At 72.7% G+C, this 14,973-nt stretch carries 14 protein-coding genes; 9 read left to right on the top strand and 5 right to left on the bottom strand.

The genetic code is table 11. The features are described 5' to 3' along the window. The first annotated feature begins 275 nt into the window (after positions 1-275). Positions 276-1,196: a DMT family transporter gene (locus ACFFJB_RS10880; protein ID WP_376831384.1), complete on the top strand. Its 921-nt coding sequence runs from the start codon at positions 276-278 to the stop codon at positions 1,194-1,196. Between the two features lie 22 nt (positions 1,197-1,218). Here ACFFJB_RS10880 and ACFFJB_RS10875 read toward each other — a convergent pair whose 3' ends face one another. The 3 genes from ACFFJB_RS10875 to rplU form a co-directional block, all read right to left on the bottom strand. Then, on the bottom strand, positions 1,219-1,896 hold the full coding sequence (locus tag ACFFJB_RS10875; RefSeq protein WP_376831383.1) for a GNAT family N-acetyltransferase: 678 nt from the start codon (positions 1,894-1,896) through the stop codon (positions 1,219-1,221). Between the two features lie 370 nt (positions 1,897-2,266). Next, on the bottom strand, positions 2,267-2,548 hold the full coding sequence (rpmA, locus tag ACFFJB_RS10870; protein ID WP_376831382.1) for a 50S ribosomal protein L27: 282 nt from the start codon (positions 2,546-2,548) through the stop codon (positions 2,267-2,269). Between the two features lie 33 nt (positions 2,549-2,581). Then, positions 2,582-2,887, bottom strand: a complete 306-nt coding sequence (gene rplU / locus ACFFJB_RS10865; protein ID WP_376831381.1) for a 50S ribosomal protein L21 — start codon at positions 2,885-2,887, stop codon at positions 2,582-2,584. 452 nt (positions 2,888-3,339) lie between these two features. Here rplU and ACFFJB_RS10860 point away from each other — a divergent pair, with 452 nt between their 5' ends. The 3 genes from ACFFJB_RS10860 (at position 3,340) to ACFFJB_RS10850 (ending at position 6,219) form a co-directional block, all read left to right on the top strand. Continuing rightward, a complete protein-coding gene (locus tag ACFFJB_RS10860) occupies positions 3,340-4,518 on the top strand; it encodes an acetyl-CoA C-acetyltransferase (protein WP_376831380.1) in 1,179 nt (392 codons plus the stop codon). 243 nt (positions 4,519-4,761) lie between these two features. Further along, complete coding sequence (phbB, locus tag ACFFJB_RS10855) at positions 4,762-5,490, top strand: acetoacetyl-CoA reductase (protein ID WP_376831379.1); 729 nt, start codon at positions 4,762-4,764, stop codon at positions 5,488-5,490. 273 nt (positions 5,491-5,763) lie between these two features. Further along, on the top strand, positions 5,764-6,219 hold the full coding sequence (locus ACFFJB_RS10850) for a MaoC family dehydratase (protein WP_376831378.1): 456 nt from the start codon (positions 5,764-5,766) through the stop codon (positions 6,217-6,219). 58 nt (positions 6,220-6,277) lie between these two features. On the opposite strand, the gene gloB is transcribed toward ACFFJB_RS10850, so the two are convergent. Further along, positions 6,278-7,045 carry a hydroxyacylglutathione hydrolase gene (gene gloB, locus ACFFJB_RS10845; RefSeq protein ID WP_376831377.1) on the bottom strand — a complete coding sequence of 256 codons (768 nt, stop codon included), beginning with the start codon at positions 7,043-7,045 and terminating at the stop codon, positions 6,278-6,280. Between the two features lie 287 nt (positions 7,046-7,332). On the opposite strand from gloB, the gene ACFFJB_RS10840 reads away from it, so the two are divergent. Beyond that, positions 7,333-8,082, top strand: coding sequence for a class I SAM-dependent methyltransferase (locus ACFFJB_RS10840; RefSeq protein ID WP_376831376.1), 750 nt, complete (start codon positions 7,333-7,335; stop codon positions 8,080-8,082). 4 nt (positions 8,083-8,086) lie between these two features. On the opposite strand, the gene ACFFJB_RS10835 is transcribed toward ACFFJB_RS10840, so the two are convergent. After that, positions 8,087-9,832 (bottom strand): acyltransferase family protein, encoded by a 1,746-nt coding sequence (locus tag ACFFJB_RS10835; RefSeq protein WP_376831375.1) that lies wholly within the window; start codon positions 9,830-9,832, stop codon positions 8,087-8,089. A gap of 325 nt (positions 9,833-10,157) precedes the next feature. Between ACFFJB_RS10835 and ACFFJB_RS10830 the strand changes: the two genes are divergently transcribed. From ACFFJB_RS10830 to ACFFJB_RS10815, 4 genes are all read left to right on the top strand, one after another. Beyond that, positions 10,158-11,111, top strand: coding sequence for an acetyl-CoA carboxylase carboxyltransferase subunit alpha (locus ACFFJB_RS10830; RefSeq protein ID WP_376832656.1), 954 nt, complete (start codon positions 10,158-10,160; stop codon positions 11,109-11,111). A gap of 238 nt (positions 11,112-11,349) precedes the next feature. Next, positions 11,350-12,669, top strand: a complete 1,320-nt coding sequence (locus ACFFJB_RS10825) for a L,D-transpeptidase family protein (RefSeq protein ID WP_376831374.1) — start codon at positions 11,350-11,352, stop codon at positions 12,667-12,669. A 428-nt stretch (positions 12,670-13,097) separates the two neighbouring features. Next, positions 13,098-13,643 carry a transglycosylase SLT domain-containing protein gene (locus tag ACFFJB_RS10820; protein ID WP_376831373.1) on the top strand — a complete coding sequence of 182 codons (546 nt, stop codon included), beginning with the start codon at positions 13,098-13,100 and terminating at the stop codon, positions 13,641-13,643. Positions 13,644-13,870: 227 nt separating this feature from the next. Then, a complete protein-coding gene (locus ACFFJB_RS10815; protein WP_376831372.1) occupies positions 13,871-14,821 on the top strand; it encodes a TorF family putative porin in 951 nt (316 codons plus the stop codon). The last annotated feature ends 152 nt before the right edge of the window (positions 14,822-14,973 follow it).

Raw genomic sequence — 14,973 nt, 5'->3', positions numbered from 1 at the left:
CTGCGCCGGACTGCAAACTGTCCCCTGACACATAAGCCATGCCGCCGGCCGGCGAAACCGCCGCGGGCGCTTTCGCCGCGCTCCCGTCGCCGCAACGGCGCCGCCGGCTCCCGCCGTCATGCCCCGCCGCCCCGCCTGCCGGCGCGGGCCATGCGCCCGGCGCACGGCGCGGCCGCCCCGGCCTGCGTCGCCGGACTGGCGTTTCGCCGCGCCGCCGGCCATCGTGGAGGCGGCGCCCCGCGCCGTTCGCGCCGTCCAGCCAGCGGCAGGAGCCGATGACCGCACAAACGCCGCCCGCCGCCGCCCGCAGCGCCCCCGCCGGCTCCGTCCGCCTCGGCGCGCTGCTCATGGTGGCCGCGGTTTTCCTGTTCTCCCTCAACGACGTGCTCGGCAAATGGCTGGTGGCCTCCTATCCGGTGGGCCAGATGCTGGTGATGCGCAGCCTCGTGTGTCTGGTCATTCTCGCGCCGTTTTACGTCCGCTCCGGCCTCGCGCCGCTGCGCCAGGCGTCGCGGCCGTGGCTGCACGTGATCCGCGGCCTGCTGACCGCGGCGGAGGTGGGGCTGTTTTACGCCTCGGTGATCTGGCTGCCGCTGGCCGACGCGGTCACCTTCTACATGGCCGGGCCGATCTATGTGGCGGCGCTGGCGGCGCTGGCGCTGGGCGAGCGCGCCGGAACCGGCGGCTGGCTGGCCATCATCGCCGGTTTCACCGGCGTGGCCGTGGCGCTGGAGCCGGGCGGCGCCAGCTTCACCTGGCCGGCGCTGATCGCCCTCGCCGGCAGCATCCTGTTCGCCGTCAGCATGATCATCACCCGTTACCTGCGCGGCGCGCCGGACGTGGTGCTGGTGACCGGGACCGTGCTCGGCGGCCTCGTGCTCGGCGTCGCGCTGCTGCCGTTCAGCGGCTGGCGGCCGGCGCCGGCGGTTGACCTTGCGCTGATGGGCTGGCTCGGCGTCGTCGCCATGGCCGGCCACGCCTGCGTCAACCGCTCGCTCAAGCTGGCGCCGGCCACGACCGTGGTTCCCTACCAGTATCTGCTCATCGTCTTCGCCATGTTTCTGGGCTGGCTGGCCTTCGGCGAGACGCCGGCGCTCACCGCGACTCTCGGCGCGGCCATCATCGTCGGCGCCGGCCTCGCCGTGTTCCTGCAGGAGAAGCGCAACGCCGCGCTCCAGGGGCCGCCGGAGACCTGAGCGGTCTCCGGCGCGCCCCCGGTCATTCGGCGGCGAGGGCGCGCTGCTGCGGCGCGGCGGGAGGCAGGGCGGCGAGGCGGCGGAGCGCCGCCGCGTCCGCGCGCCCGGCGTCCGCCTCCTCCCCCGGCGCCCTGTCCCGCGCAATCTCCATGCGCGCCACCGGCAGCATGGCGCCGCGGGCAGGGAAGGGCGCCATGCCCGAGCCGGTGATCTGGAAGCCGAGCTTCTCCAGCACGCGGATGCAGGCGGCGTTGTGGGCGAGGGTCTCGGCGCCGATGCGCTCCGCGCCGGTCTCGCGGAAGGCGAGATCGAGCAGGGCCTTCACCGCCTCGGTGGCGTAGCCGCGGCCCCAGTACGGGGCGCCGATCCAGAAGCCGATGAACGGATGGGTGATCTCCGCGCGCTCGCCGAAGTACGGCGGCTGCACCGCCGCCACGCCGATGAGCTCGTGTGGCCGCTTCCGTTCGGTGACGGCGAGGGTCAGGCCGTCGCCGCGCGCGTTGGCGAGGCGCGCGGCGAAGATGAACTGCCCGGCGGCGCCTTCGGGGTATGGGTGGGGGATCAGCGCCGTCATGTCCGCCACCGCGCGATCGCCCGCCAGTTTCTCGATGGCCGGCGCGTCGGCCAGACGTGGCCAGCGCAGGCGCAACCGTTCCGTCGCGAGTGTGAAACCGTCGTCGATGGTGTCGCGGGTAAACATGGGGCTCCGCTCCGGTCAGGCTGACGAATCGCTCCCGCCTCATGCGGGACGGGCGGTCCCGCACGGGGTGGGCAGGAAAAGGTTCGGGAAGTGTCCCGGAGTCGTGAGCCGGAAGGGCTCACCTTGGTTCCGGACGCGGGCGGACGCGGCCGCCCGCCCCCGCCTAAACGTAGAAACCAGACCCCGGGTTTCAATCCGTCCCGGGGCGCTCCCGAAATTCCCGCCTGGCGACTGTCGGCGAAAAACAAAAAGGGAAGGTGACACGGTCACCTTCCCTTCGCGGAAACCCTGCGGACAGGGCGCTGGCCTTGCGGCTCCGCCAAGGTCAGTGACCGCCGGCGGAACGCTTGTCGCAAGCCTGCCGCCGTGGTTATTCAGCCGCCGCTTTCGGCGCGGCCTCGTTGGCCGGTACGACCGATACGACCGAACGGCCGAGACGCACGCCGAAGCGCACGAAACCGTCGGTGAGGGCGTAAAGGGTGTGGTCCCGGCCAATGCCGACGTTGGCGCCCGGATGCACCTTGGTGCCGCGCTGGCGCACGATGATGTTGCCGGCCACCACCGCCTCGCCGCCGAACTTCTTCACGCCGAGACGGCGGCCGATGGAGTCGCGACCGTTACGGGACGAGCCGCCTGCCTTTTTGTGAGCCATTTTCTGTCTCCGTTACCTGCCGGTGGCCTGTCTTCAGGCGTTGATGCCGGTGATGCGGACCAGCGTGTAGTCCTGGCGGTGGCCGCGCTTGCGCTTCGAGTTCTGGCGGCGGCGCTTCTTGAAGGCGATCACCTTCGGGCCGCGGCCATGGCTGACGATCACCGCCTCCGCCGACGCGCCGGCGGCCTCGGCGCCGGTCTTGAAGGACTCGCCTTCGCCGACCAGCAGCACCTCAAACCTGAGGGCGTCGCCAGGCTCGCCCGCCTGACGGTCGATGGTGATGGTGTCCCCGGCGGCGACGCGATACTGCTTGCCGCCGGCCCTGATGACTGCGAACATCTTTCGTTCCCGTGTTCTGACCGGCCTGCGGGCGCCGGAGGATCCGGAGCCGGCGGCCGGCTTTTTGACAGCCCGTTGCCGGTGCGATTGACGCGCCGTCGCGGCGGAACTCCGCCAGCGGGAACGGCGCGCGTGAATGACCGCGGGCGGGGAGGCCCCGCGCGGAAAGCCGTAAATAGGCCTGGGCTGTCGCCAATGTCAATGTCGGGCCGCCAGTGTCCGGCGCGCGCCGTCGCGCCGGACGCGGGCTGTCCGGCGGCGGCTCCTGTCGCTGGCGGCCGCCGTCCTGCGTCGTCCTGCCTGGCGTTCGCGCGGCGGCGCGGGGCCTGCGTCCTGGCGCTGGCCTTTTGGCCAATACCGGCCATGGCCGGCGCGGCGTAGGTTCTCGCACGGTTCGCCGGTCGCGGCCTGTCCGGCGGGCGCACGCAAGGGGTAGTGCAGGGGTAACCGCCATGTCAGCAAGTGATGTCGTGATTGTCAGCGCCGCGCGCACGCCGGTGGGTTCGTTCAACGGCGCTTTCGCCGCCGTTCCGGCCCATGATCTCGGCGCGACGGCGATCCGGGCCGCGCTGGAGCGCGCCGGCGTCGAGCCCGGGGCCGTGGATGAGGTCATCATGGGCCAGGTGCTCACCGCCGCCCAGGGCCAGAATCCGGCGCGTCAGGCGGCGGTGAAGGCGGGAATCCCCGTGGAGGCCACCGCCTGGGGGCTCAACCAGGTGTGCGGCTCGGGCCTGCGCGCCGTGGCCATCGGCATGCAGCAGATCGCCGCCGGCGACGCCGGCGTCATCGTCGCCGGCGGACAGGAATCCATGTCGCTGTCGCCGCACGCCCACCGGCTGCGCGCCGCCACCCGCATGGGCGACGCCGCTTTCGTCGACACCATGATCCGCGACGGCCTGTGGGACGCCTTCCATGGCTACCACATGGGCGTCACCGCCGAGAACGTGGCCCGCAAGTGGCAGATCTCGCGCGAGGAGCAGGACGCGTTCGCCGTCGCCTCCCAGCACAAGGCGGAGGCGGCGAAAAAGGCCGGCCGCTTCGTTGACGAGATCGCCCCGGTGACCGTGTCCGGCCGCAAGGGCGACGAGACCGTGGACGCCGACGAATACATCCGCGAGGGCGCCTCGATCGAGGCGATGCAGAAGCTGCGCCCCGCCTTCCAGAAGGACGGCACGGTGACCGCCGGCAACGCCTCCGGCATCAATGACGGCGCCGCCGCCCTGGTGCTGATGTCCGCGCAGGAGGCGCAGCGGCGCGGCCTTGACCCCCTGGCCCGCATCGCCTCCTGGGCCACCGCCGGCGTGCCGCCGGAGATCATGGGCTCCGGGCCGATTCCCGCCGCCCGCAAGGCGCTGGAGAAGGCAGGCTGGAAGGTGGCCGACCTCGACCTGGTGGAGGCCAACGAGGCGTTCGCCGCCCAGGCCATCGCCGTCAACCGCGACATGGGCTGGGATCCGGCCATCGTCAACGTCAACGGCGGCGCCATCGCCATCGGTCACCCCATCGGCGCTTCGGGCGCGCGGGTGCTGGTGACGCTGCTGCACGAGATGAAGCGCCGCAACGCCCGCAAGGGGCTGGCCACGCTGTGCATCGGCGGCGGCATGGGCGTGGCCCTTGCCGTCGAGCGCTGAGCGGCGCGTGGCGGCCTGGCCGCCTCCGGGACGGATCCGGAGGCGGCCGCGACATTTTGGCCAGGAAGGCGTCCGGGCCGGAAAAGCGCCGGTCCTGCAGTATCCTGCGCAATCATTGGACTTTCCTCCTAATACTTATTCCTTCCCGGCTTTCGACTTTCGGGCAGTACCCGGCGCGGCTTCCGGCCCGTATCACCCGGCCCGCCAGCCGCGTTTCAGGCTGGCGGACGGAGAAACGGAAACATGTCCCGGGTTGCTGTGGTTACCGGCGGCACGCGCGGAATCGGCGCCGCCATCTCGAAGGCTCTTGCTGGGGCTGGCTACAGGGTGGCCGCCGTATATGCGGGCAACGACGCGGCGGCCGGGGCGTTTCGAGCCGAAACCGGCGTCAGCGTTTACCGGTGGGACGTGGGCGATCCCGAGGCCTGCGCCCGGGGGCTGGCCCGGGTGGAGGCGGAGCTCGGTCCCGTCGACGTGCTGGTCAACAACGCCGGCGTCACGCGCGACGTGATGTTCCACCGCATGACGCCGGGGCAGTGGCGCGACGTGATGCGCACCAACCTCGACTCCATGTTCAACATGACCCGTCCGGTCATCGAGGGCATGCGCGAGCGGGGCTTCGGCCGCATCATCAACATCTCGTCCATCAACGGCCAGAAGGGCCAGATGGGCCAGGCCAACTATTCCGCGGCCAAGGCGGGCGTCATCGGTTTCACCAAGGCGCTCGCCCAGGAGTCGGCGGCGAAGGGCATCACCGTCAACTGCGTCTGCCCCGGCTATATCGACACCGACATGGTGGCGGCCGTGCCCGAGGAGGCGCTGAAGAAGATCGTCGCCGGCATTCCGGTTGGGCGTCTGGGCCGGGCCGAGGAGGTGGCTGACCTGGTGGTGTTCCTCGCCTCTGACCGCGCCGCCTTCTTCACCGGCGCCGTGCACACGCTCAACGGCGGCCAGTACATCGCCAACGGCTGACGCCGCGGCGCGCGGGGCGCGCCGGCGCATGGCCGTTCGCCGGCGGGCCTCCTGGAGAAGGGGCGGCGGGAGGGGCCGCCCCTTTTCGCTCCGGCGCGTCCGCGCCGTCCGGCGCCCGCCCGCGCGGCGGGCGCTTTTCTTTCGCCTGCGCCTGTCCTAACCCGGAGCGGCGCGGCGGCGGCGCGGGCGGATCCTGCGCGCGCCGGCCGCGCGGCGGGGAAACGGACCGGCGCCGCCCCACGGGCGGCGCGCGGCATTGCTCCAGGAGCGGACATGAGCTTTTTCGTTGGCGCGCGCAGCCAGCGCTGGCTGACGCTGACGCCGGACGACATCAGGGCCGGCGCGACCCTGGTCGGCGATTTCAATCCGGTGCATCACGACGAGGCCTTCGCGGCCACCACCCGGTTCGGCGGGCTGTTCGCCTCCGGGGCGCACACGTCGGCGCTGCTCGCCGGCATGGTCAGCCAGGAATGGCCGCGCCATCGCCAGGGCGGGGACGGCCGCCCGGCGGACGCGCGACGGCCGCGCGGCTACGTGGGGGTGGATTACGCCGTGGAGTTCAGGGCGCCGTGCATGGCCAACCGCCGGCTGCGCTTCGAGTGGGAGGTGACGGCGGTGGAGCCGAAAAGCCGCGGCGAGATCATCCGCCTTGAGGGCGCCATCGTCGACGAGGACGCCGGTACGCTGGTGCTCTCGGCGCGCATGACCATGTTCGGCTATTATGAATGAAGCCGCCGGGCGCGAGGCCCGCGCCCGGCCGGGGGCCGGCGGATCCGCAGCCGCGGCCTCAGAAGTTGTTCTTCCACTCGCGCAGGGCGGCGAACACCGCCACCGGACCGGCCCCCTCCAGCTTCACCGCGGCGGCCAGCTCCGGCCGGTCGGCGCGCAGGAAGGGGTTGGTGGCCTTCTCGTCGCGCAGCAGCGACGGCACGGTGAGGCGGTTTTCGGCGCGCATGCCCTCCACCACCGCGGCGCGCAGCTTCAGCGCGGCGTTGTCCGGGTCGGCGGCGAGGGCGAACCGGGCGTTGGACAGCGTGTATTCGTGGCCGCAGAACACCTGGGTGTCGTCCGGCAGGGCGGCCAGCTTCTGCAGCGCCCCCCACATCTCCTCCGGCGTGCCCTCCAGCAGGCGGCCGCACCCCAGGGCGAACAGCGTGTCGCCGGCGAACAGCGCTTTCGCTTCCGGGAAGTAATAGGCGATGTGTCCGGCGGTGTGGCCGGGGGTGAACAGAACCCGCCCGGCGAGGGCGCCGACGCTGACCGTGTCGCCCTCATCCACCAGCACGTCCGCCTCCGGCACGAACTCCGCCTCGCGCGCCGGGGCGACGACGCGGGCGCCGAAGCGCTCTTTCAGCGGGCCGACCCCGGCCACATGGTCCGGATGCTTGTGGGTGACGAGAATGTCGGTGAGCTTCCAGCCGGTGTGGTCGAGGGCGGCGAGAACCGGTCCGGCCTCGGGGGCGTCGATGGCGGCGCAGGCGCCGGTCTGCGTGTCGCGCATCAGCACGCCGATATTGTCGGACAGACAGGTAAAGACGTGGAATTCAGCTGGCATGAGAAAGCGCTCCTGTCAGTTGGCCCGCAGCGTCCGCCTGTCGCCGGGCCGCCGGGCGACGCCCGTTGCGTTAACTGGTGACGGCAATGACAGGCGCCGTCAATGGCGCGCGGGCCGGAAGCACTGGACGGCGCCCCGGGCCGCGCGGCCGCGCGGAAGCTGGCGCGACGCGTCCGCCGGCGGCATGATGGCGTCATCCGGGCCCCGGCCGGGAGCCGCCGCGCCGCGCGCCGCCAGCGCGCAGCGCGGGGACGCCGGGTCCGGGAGCGTGACGGGGCGGAGATTGCATGGCGGTTGACGTCGTTGACATGCGCGCCTTTTACGCCTCGCCCAGGGGGCGGGCGGCGGGCCATATCATCGGCCGGGCGCTCGCGGGGCTGTGGCCGTCGGCCCGCGGGCTGCGCGTGCTCGGCGTCGGCTACGCCACGCCCTACCTGCCGCTGGTGAGCGAGGGGGCCGAGCGCGTGGCCGCCTTCATGCCCGCCGCCCAGGGCGTGGTGCGCTGGCCGCAGCGCGGCGCCAGCGCCACCGCGCTGGTGGACCCGGACATGCTGCCCCTGCCGGACGCCGCCTATGACCGGGTGCTGCTGGTGCACTGCCTCGAACACGCCGACAGCCCGGCCGACGTTCTCTCCGAGGTCTGGCGGGTGCTGAGCCCGGGCGGACGGCTGCTGCTGGTGGCGCCCAACCGGCGCGGCGCCTGGGCGCGCAGCGACTCCACCCCCTTCGGCCACGGCCAGCCGTGGAGCCGCGCCCAGCTGCGCGCGCTGATGCGCCAGTGCCTGTTCTCGCCCGAGAACTGGCTGGACGCGCTCTACGTGCCGCCGTTCGGCGACCGGCTGCTGCCGCGGTCCGCCGCCTGGTGGGAGAAGGCGTGCGGCGGCCTTGGCCTGCCTTTCGCCGGCGTGCACGTGGTGGAGGCCAGCAAGCAGCTCCACCGGCCGGTGACGGTGACGCGCCATCACCGGGTGGTGCGTTTCAATCCGGTGCTGGCGCCGGAGGCGGGCGGGGCGCTGCCCAGCGCCCGCCGCAACTGACGCCTCACGGCGCCGGCGTCGCCGCCAGCGCCCGGGCGCGGCCGCGCCCGTCGGCGGCGACCAGCACGAGTTGCGCGCCCGCCGGGCAGCCGGTCGCGGCGGTGGTCGCCGTGTAGCCCGGCCGCAGTTTCCCCAGATCCGGCGCGTTCAGCGCCGCCGCCGCGTCGCGGCGCAGCTGGCTGCGCCGGACCCAGCCGGAACGGACGCCGTCGCAGTAAACGGCGATCCAGGTACGCGCCTCCGGCGCCGCCAGGTCGACGGTCCAGCCGCGGGCGGCGACGCGCCCGTCCGGCATGCGCGCCGCCCCGTCCAGCGCCTGCGCAGGCTGCAGGAACTGGCGGCCCTCGGCGGCCAGCGCGGCGTTGACGGCGCCGACCGGGTCCGGCGCCGCCAGCAGCGCCGGCGTGATCACGCCAAGCGCGGTCATGGCCCGTTTCATGCGCCGCTCGTCCAGCAGGTGCGCTGCGGCGCACGCGGCCGCGACGGCGAGGAAGAAGATGGCGAACGCCGCCGCCAGACGCAGCGCCGCGCGCTCCCGCAGGGCGTCGACGCGCCGGCGCAGCGCCCGGTAGGCGCGCACGTCCGCGGCGCCGGAGATGAGCCCGGCGGCCACCGCCGCGGCGAAGGCGGCCAGCCACGCCAGCGGCGCCGGCGCCGCCTCCGGCAGCCAGCGCAACACGGCCGTCACCACCGGCACATGGGTGAGATAGAGCGCGTAGCTGGCGTCGCCGAGGCGCAGGCCGATACGGCTGGCGAGGCCGCCGCGACCGCGCGGCAGGCCGGCCAGCGCCGCCACCGTGACCGCGCTGGCGACGCTGGCGACGAAGCGCTCCTGCGGCAGCAGCCCGGCCAGCTCCGCCGCCAGCAGCGCCGCGGCGACCGCGAGCCACGCCGGATGCACCCGCAGGCGCCGCAGCAGGGCGGGAACCATCAGGCCGCAGATGAAGGCCACGTTGGCCGGGCTCACCGGCAGCGTGTAGATGAACGGCGTCTCGTAATCCCCCGGCGGGCCGGCCAGCGCGTTCCACGCCGCGACGAGCGCCAGCCAGCCGCCGGCGATGGCCGGCAGCAGCCGCGCCCCGCCCGCCGCCGCCACAAGGAAGATGAAGACGTAAAAGGTGACCTCATAGACCAGCGTCCATTCGACGCCGAGCACGTAACCGGCCGGGCCGGCCGGCGCGAGCGTCGCCGGCAGGAAGCGCGGCGCGAAGGCGTAGCCGAGGATGAGCGGCGACAGCAGCGAGAAGCCGGCGACGGTCAGCAGATAGGGCGGGTAAATGCGCGCCACCCGGTGCAGCAGGAAGCGGCCGGGCGGCGTCGCCGGCGCAAGGCGCGCCATCAGATAGCCGGAGAGGGCGAAGAACAGGGCCACGCCCCACACGCCCAGCCGGGCCTCCGCCAGTTCGATTGGCCCCGGCGGCAGCCGGTAATAGGCCACGTAATGCGAGGTATGATAGGCCAGCACCATCAGCGCCGCCGCCGCGCGCAGATATTGCAGCGCGTCGATGCGGTCACCTGCGGCGCCGGCGGCGATGTCCGCGCCTTTCGTCATGCAGCCCCACGCACGCGGGATCAGGCCGCCCCGCGTCTCCACCTTTTCCTTTTCGGCGTGCCCGGGGCCGGGAAGGCCAGCGCCCAGCCCGCCGTCGTCCGCCGCGCCGTTCTGGCGGCTCCCCCATGCGGCCGCGCGGTCCGGCCGGCGCGACCTCGGCGGCGCGTCCACCATGATCCCGTCACGATCCGGCGTCATGGGAGCTGATGTCGCTCCCGGGACGCACCAGGACAGGAGCAGAAATCGTTGTCTGCGACAACTTCCAGGGCCGCCCGCCGGCCGGGGGCGGAACTATCGCTGGGATGGCGGCGCGGTTCGTGCTATGCGGCGTCCTTCGCGGGCAGCGGGACCTGCGCCCCGCGACGCGGTTGCCGGCCGGCGCGGCGGGTCTTTCCGCCGTCCGCGCAGGGCCGGCCAGTGGTGACGCGCCCTGGGCGACGCCCGTTCCGGGTTCGCGTGAGTTTTCGCGTGGCCGACTTTCCGGCGCGCCGGAAACGCAGGATTGGATGTGGCTGTCAGGACCATGCGAAGCTATCTCGACTTTGAAAAACCCGTCGCCGAGATCGAGGCAAAGATCGATGAGTTGCGCGTCGTTGCGGAAGGCGACGTCAACGTGGCGCTGGACGACGAGATCAACCGCCTGCAGGCCCGGGCCGCCAAAACCCTTGCGGACCTCTACGCCGCGCTCACCCCGTGGCAGAAGACCATGGTGGCGCGCCACCCCGCCCGTCCCCACTTCCGTGACTACTGCGAGCGCCTGATCACCGAGATGACGCCGCTGGCCGGCGACCGCGCCTTCGGCGAGGACGAGGCGATCATCGCCGGCTTCGGCCGCTTCCGCGGCGAGCCGGTGTGCGTCATCGGCCAGGAGAAGGGCTGGAACACCGAAACCCGCCTGCGCCACAACTTCGGCATGGCCCGCCCCGAGGGCTACCGCAAGGCGGCCCGCCTGATGGAGATGGCCGACCGCTTCGGCCTGCCGGTGATCTCCTTCGTCGACACCGCCGGCGCCTATCCCGGCGTCGGCGCCGAGGAGCGCGGCCAGGCCGAGGCCATCGCCCGCTCGACCGAGCAGGCGCTGGCGCTGGGCGCGCCCAACGTGGCGCTGGTGATCGGCGAGGGCGGCTCCGGCGGCGCCGTCGCCATCGCCGCCTGCAACCGCGTGCTGATGATGGAGCACGCCATCTACACGGTGGCCTCGCCGGAGGCCTCGGCCTCGATCCTGTGGCGCAACGCCGCCCGCGCCCAGGACGCCGCCACCAGCATGAAGATCACCGCCCAGGACCTGCTGAAGTTCGGCATCATCGACGGCATCGTGCCCGAGCCGGTGGGCGGCGCCCATCGCGACCCGGAGGCGGCCATCCGCGCCGCCGGCGACGCCATCGCCTCGGCGCTGCAGGAGTTCGCCGGCATGGCGCCGGAGGCGGTGCGCAAGGCGCGCGAGGACAAGTTCCTGGCCATCGGCCGCCGGCTCTGAGCGCCGCGGCGTCTTCCTGCAGCGCGACCGCCGCTGTCCGCGGCGCCGCCGCCGGCGTCGCGCGGCCCCCGCGGGGGGCGCGCCGCGCAAAACCCGTTGCCGGACGCCCCCTTATGGTGTCTCATCCGGGCGGCGGGGTCGCGCGCGGCGCCCGGTAACGGGCCGGTAAGCAGCCGGCGGCTAGTCTCCGCTGGTTGAGGCAGGTTCTGCCATCGCCGGTCGAAGTGGATTTGGGAAGATGCTGAAGCTTGTCACCCGCGCCATGGCGTTCGCCGTCGTGGCGCTCGCCCTGGCCGCCTGCAAGGAGGGCGGGCCGGGCAGCGCGCGCGCACGGGCTCCGATTCCGCCCAAGACCGTCGCGCTGATGCAGTCGAAGGGCATGAGCCCCAGCGCTCCGATCCTGATCCGCAGCTACAAGAAAGAATCCGAGCTGGAGATCTGGAAAAAGAACGACAAGGGCGAGTTCGCGCTGCTGAAGACCTATCCGATCTGCCGCTGGTCCGGCCAGCTCGGGCCGAAGGTGCGCGAGGGCGACCGTCAGGCGCCGGAGGGGTTCTACACCATCACCCCGGCGCAGATGAATCCGAACTCGAACTATTACCTGTCGTTCGACACCGGCTTTCCCAACGCCTATGACCGCGCCCACGGCCGCACCGGCAAGTATCTGATGGTGCACGGCGCCTGCTCCTCGGCCGGCTGCTTCTCCATGACTGACGAGCAGATCGCCGAGATTTACGCCATCGGCCGCGAGGCCTTCTTCGGCGGCCAGCGCTCGTTCCAGTTCCAGTCCTATCCGTTCCGGATGACGCCGGAGAACCTTGCCCGCTACCGCAACGACCCCAACATCGAGTTCTGGAAGAACCTCAAGGAAGGCTCTGACTACTTCGAGGTCACCCGCCAGGAGCCCGCGGTGGGCGTGTGCAACAGGCGTTATGTGTTCGGCGCCCAGGTCAACGGCTGCGACGTGCGCAACCCGCCGGCGGTGGCCGAGGCGCTGGCGGCGAAGCGCGCCAGCGACGAGGCGAAGGTGGCCGGGCTGATCGCCGCCGGAACCAGGGCGGTGCGCCTCGTCTACCAGGACGGCGGCCAGCATCCGTCGTTCCGCCAGGCCTCGCTGTTCGGCGGCGTCTCCTATGACGGCCCGGTGAGCCGTCCGGAGGCGATCGCCGCCGGCCCGAAGGAGATCGAGGTTCCCGATCCGCCGGGCGCCGGTCCGGCGGCCGTCGCCGCGGCCCGGTCCGCGGGCCAGCAGGGGGCCACGACGGGCGCCGCTGACCCGGTGGCCACCGGGTCGCTCGCCGGCGCCCGCGGCGCGCCGGCCGCGGAGACCTCCGCCGCAGCTCCGGCCGGGACCGCCGGGACGGCGGGCGGACAGGAAAACGCCGCCGGCGCCGCGCCGGTGATCAGCGGGGCCGCGCCGCCGCAGCCCGCCGGGCTGTTCAGCCGGGTGATCTCCGGCGGCGGTCTGGGCGGCGTTTTCGGCGGCGCTGACGGCGCCGGCGGGGCGGAGCAGCGCTCCGGCGCGGCCGCCGCGGCCCCCAGGGCCAGCGACGGCTGAGCCAGCCCGTCCGGGGCGCGTCCGGCGGCCCGGGCGTTTCTGCGTTGGGTCCCGCCCTGGGGGGAGGAATGACGCAGGTCATGCGCGCAACAGGCGTGACAGCGGCGCGCGGTCGGCGCGCCCCGGCGGTTTTCGGGCCATCTGGCGCATGGCGGGGCGCGGCGCTGGCATGTTTCGCCGCGGCGCTGCTTTCCGGCGCGTCAGGGCCGCTGGCGGCCGAAGCCGCCCCCGGCGCGCCGGCCGCCGCAGCCCCGGCGCCGTCCGCTCCGTCTCCGGTTTCTCCGCTCCCGGCCTCTCCCGTTTCGCCCCCTGACGCCGGCGCGACGCCGGCACCCGCGGCCGGCGCGACGCAGCCGGGCGCGCCAGCGCCAGCGGCCGCCTCCGCTTCCCCGCCCGCCGCGGCGGACCGGGAGGCGCTGCGCGCGCGGGTGCGCGAGGCGGCCAGGGCCAGCGGCGTGCCGCCGGAGCTCGCCGACGCCGTGGCCACGGTGGAGAGCGGCTACAATCCGGCCGCCGCCGGCGCCGACGGCGAGGTGGGGCTGATGCAGGTGCTGCCCTCCACCGCCCGCCTGCTCGGCTTTTCCGGGCCGCTGGCGGAGCTGGCGCAGCCCGAGACCAACATCCGCTATGGCGTGGCCTATCTGGCCGGCGCGTGGCGTCTGGCCGGCGGCGACATCTGCACGGCGGTGATGAAGTATCGCGCCGGCCACGCCGAGAGCCGGTTCTCCCACCGCTCGGTCGAATACTGCCGGCGGGTGCGCGCCCATCTGGCGCGGCTGGGCTATCCGGTGACCGGGCCGCTGCCGGAGCCAGCTTTCGGCGCGCCGGTCACGGCCCGCGCGGCCATGCGCGCTTCCGGCCGCTCCGCGGCGCGGCGCCAGGCCCGCAGCCGCTACGACTGGCGCGCCGCGGACGCGCGCATGCAGGCCATCGCAAGTCGAATCAGCGCCTCCATGCTGGTGATCGCCCGCTAGGACGTCCGGACGCCCCTGTGGGGATCCGTTTCCGGACCTTGGGTCAGCCTGTAGCTTTTTCGCAACAGGAGAAAAGCGTTGTTGCGGCTGCCCCCGTCCGGGGAGGCTGTACGGTCGCGGTTGCTTAATCTGTGAGCAGGGCGCCGCAAACTTCGCATTGCCCGCCGTTAATGTGCGGTCAGAAGGTAGCTCCCGAGGAAACATTGCATTTCCGTGGGGAATTGATGATGCGCAAGCTTGCTGTTTTTGGAGCCCTGACGCTCGGCGCCGCCGCTGTCGCCGGTCCGGCTGTCGCCGCTGACCTGCCGTCCGCGAAGGCGCCGGTCGAGGCGCCGGCTCCGGCTCCGTCGACGCCGTTCGACATCGCCTTTGGCGTGAAGTACACCTCGAACTACGGTTTCCGCGGCATTTCGCAGTCGAACGGTTTCGGCGTCCCGCAGGGCTACGCCGAGCTGCAGCTGTTCGACAACCTGCTGTATGTGAACGGCTTCGTCTCCAAGGTCGACCTGCCGACCAAGGCTGACGTCGAGGCCGACATCGCCGTCGGCATCCGTCCGAAGCTCGGCCCGGTGTCCTTCGACATCGGCTTCATGCAGTACGGTTACCCGGGCGAGCGCCGCTGGCTCGATCCGTTCAACCCGGTTGAGTACGTCACCCCCTACGGCACGTTTGAAGGCCCGGCCATCCTGACGCCGAAGAACTCCGACTTCGGCGAGGTGCACGCCGCCGTCAGCGTCGATCCGGTCGACGGCCTGAGCCTCGGCGCCGGCGTCTACTACGCCTGGGATTTCCTCGGCCTCGGCGCCCGCGCCACCTACTACAACGCCACCGCCAAGTACCAGTTCCCCGCGTCGTTCCTCAACGGCATGCAGGGCGACTTCTACGTGTCGGGCGAGGTCGGCTACTACAACCTCGGCCGCCTCGCCGCGCATCTCGGCGGCGCGAAGCTGAAGAGCTACACCACCTGGAACGTCGGCGCCGGCTATACTTACGAGAACCTGACCGTCGACCTGCGCTACGTCGACACCAACCTCAGCAAGCAGAACTGCTTCGTCAACACCGGCGATCCGGCCGGCTTCCTGAACGGCGGCAAGTCCAACTGGTGCAGCGCGACCTTCGTGGCCACCGTCTCCATGGACTTCACGCTCTCGGGCCTGCAAAAGGCTTTCGCCCGCTAAGGCGTCCGTCCACGCCGGCGGGTCGTTGGGGGGCGGCCCGCCGGCTGGCGGAATCCGGTGCGGGGGATCGTCCCCCTGGCAGGAGGCGGCCATCCGGCCGCCTTTTCTTTTTGACGCGCGGCATGCCGGCGCCGGGCCGTCCGCGTCGCCGG

Origin of the sequence: Camelimonas abortus (genome assembly GCF_042432745.1) — a bacterium.
Lineage (GTDB): Bacteria > Pseudomonadota > Alphaproteobacteria > Rhizobiales > Beijerinckiaceae > Camelimonas > Camelimonas abortus.
This window is presented reverse-complemented; position numbering and strand designations above follow the sequence as displayed.

Coding starts and splice junctions, on each gene's coding strand:
- ACFFJB_RS10880 (WP_376831384.1), top strand. CDS start 276: ATGACCGCACAAACGCCGCCCGCCGCCGCCCGCAGCGCCCCCGCCGGC.
- ACFFJB_RS10875 (WP_376831383.1), bottom strand. CDS start 1,896: ATGTTTACCCGCGACACCATCGACGACGGTTTCACACTCGCGACGGAA.
- rpmA (WP_376831382.1), bottom strand. CDS start 2,548: ATGGCTCACAAAAAGGCAGGCGGCTCGTCCCGTAACGGTCGCGACTCC.
- rplU (WP_376831381.1), bottom strand. CDS start 2,887: ATGTTCGCAGTCATCAGGGCCGGCGGCAAGCAGTATCGCGTCGCCGCC.
- ACFFJB_RS10860 (WP_376831380.1), top strand. CDS start 3,340: ATGTCAGCAAGTGATGTCGTGATTGTCAGCGCCGCGCGCACGCCGGTG.
- phbB (WP_376831379.1), top strand. CDS start 4,762: ATGTCCCGGGTTGCTGTGGTTACCGGCGGCACGCGCGGAATCGGCGCC.
- ACFFJB_RS10850 (WP_376831378.1), top strand. CDS start 5,764: ATGAGCTTTTTCGTTGGCGCGCGCAGCCAGCGCTGGCTGACGCTGACG.
- gloB (WP_376831377.1), bottom strand. CDS start 7,045: ATGCCAGCTGAATTCCACGTCTTTACCTGTCTGTCCGACAATATCGGC.
- ACFFJB_RS10840 (WP_376831376.1), top strand. CDS start 7,333: ATGGCGGTTGACGTCGTTGACATGCGCGCCTTTTACGCCTCGCCCAGG.
- ACFFJB_RS10835 (WP_376831375.1), bottom strand. CDS start 9,832: ATGACGCCGGATCGTGACGGGATCATGGTGGACGCGCCGCCGAGGTCG.
- ACFFJB_RS10830 (WP_376832656.1), top strand. CDS start 10,158: ATGCGAAGCTATCTCGACTTTGAAAAACCCGTCGCCGAGATCGAGGCA.
- ACFFJB_RS10825 (WP_376831374.1), top strand. CDS start 11,350: ATGCTGAAGCTTGTCACCCGCGCCATGGCGTTCGCCGTCGTGGCGCTC.
- ACFFJB_RS10815 (WP_376831372.1), top strand. CDS start 13,871: ATGCGCAAGCTTGCTGTTTTTGGAGCCCTGACGCTCGGCGCCGCCGCT.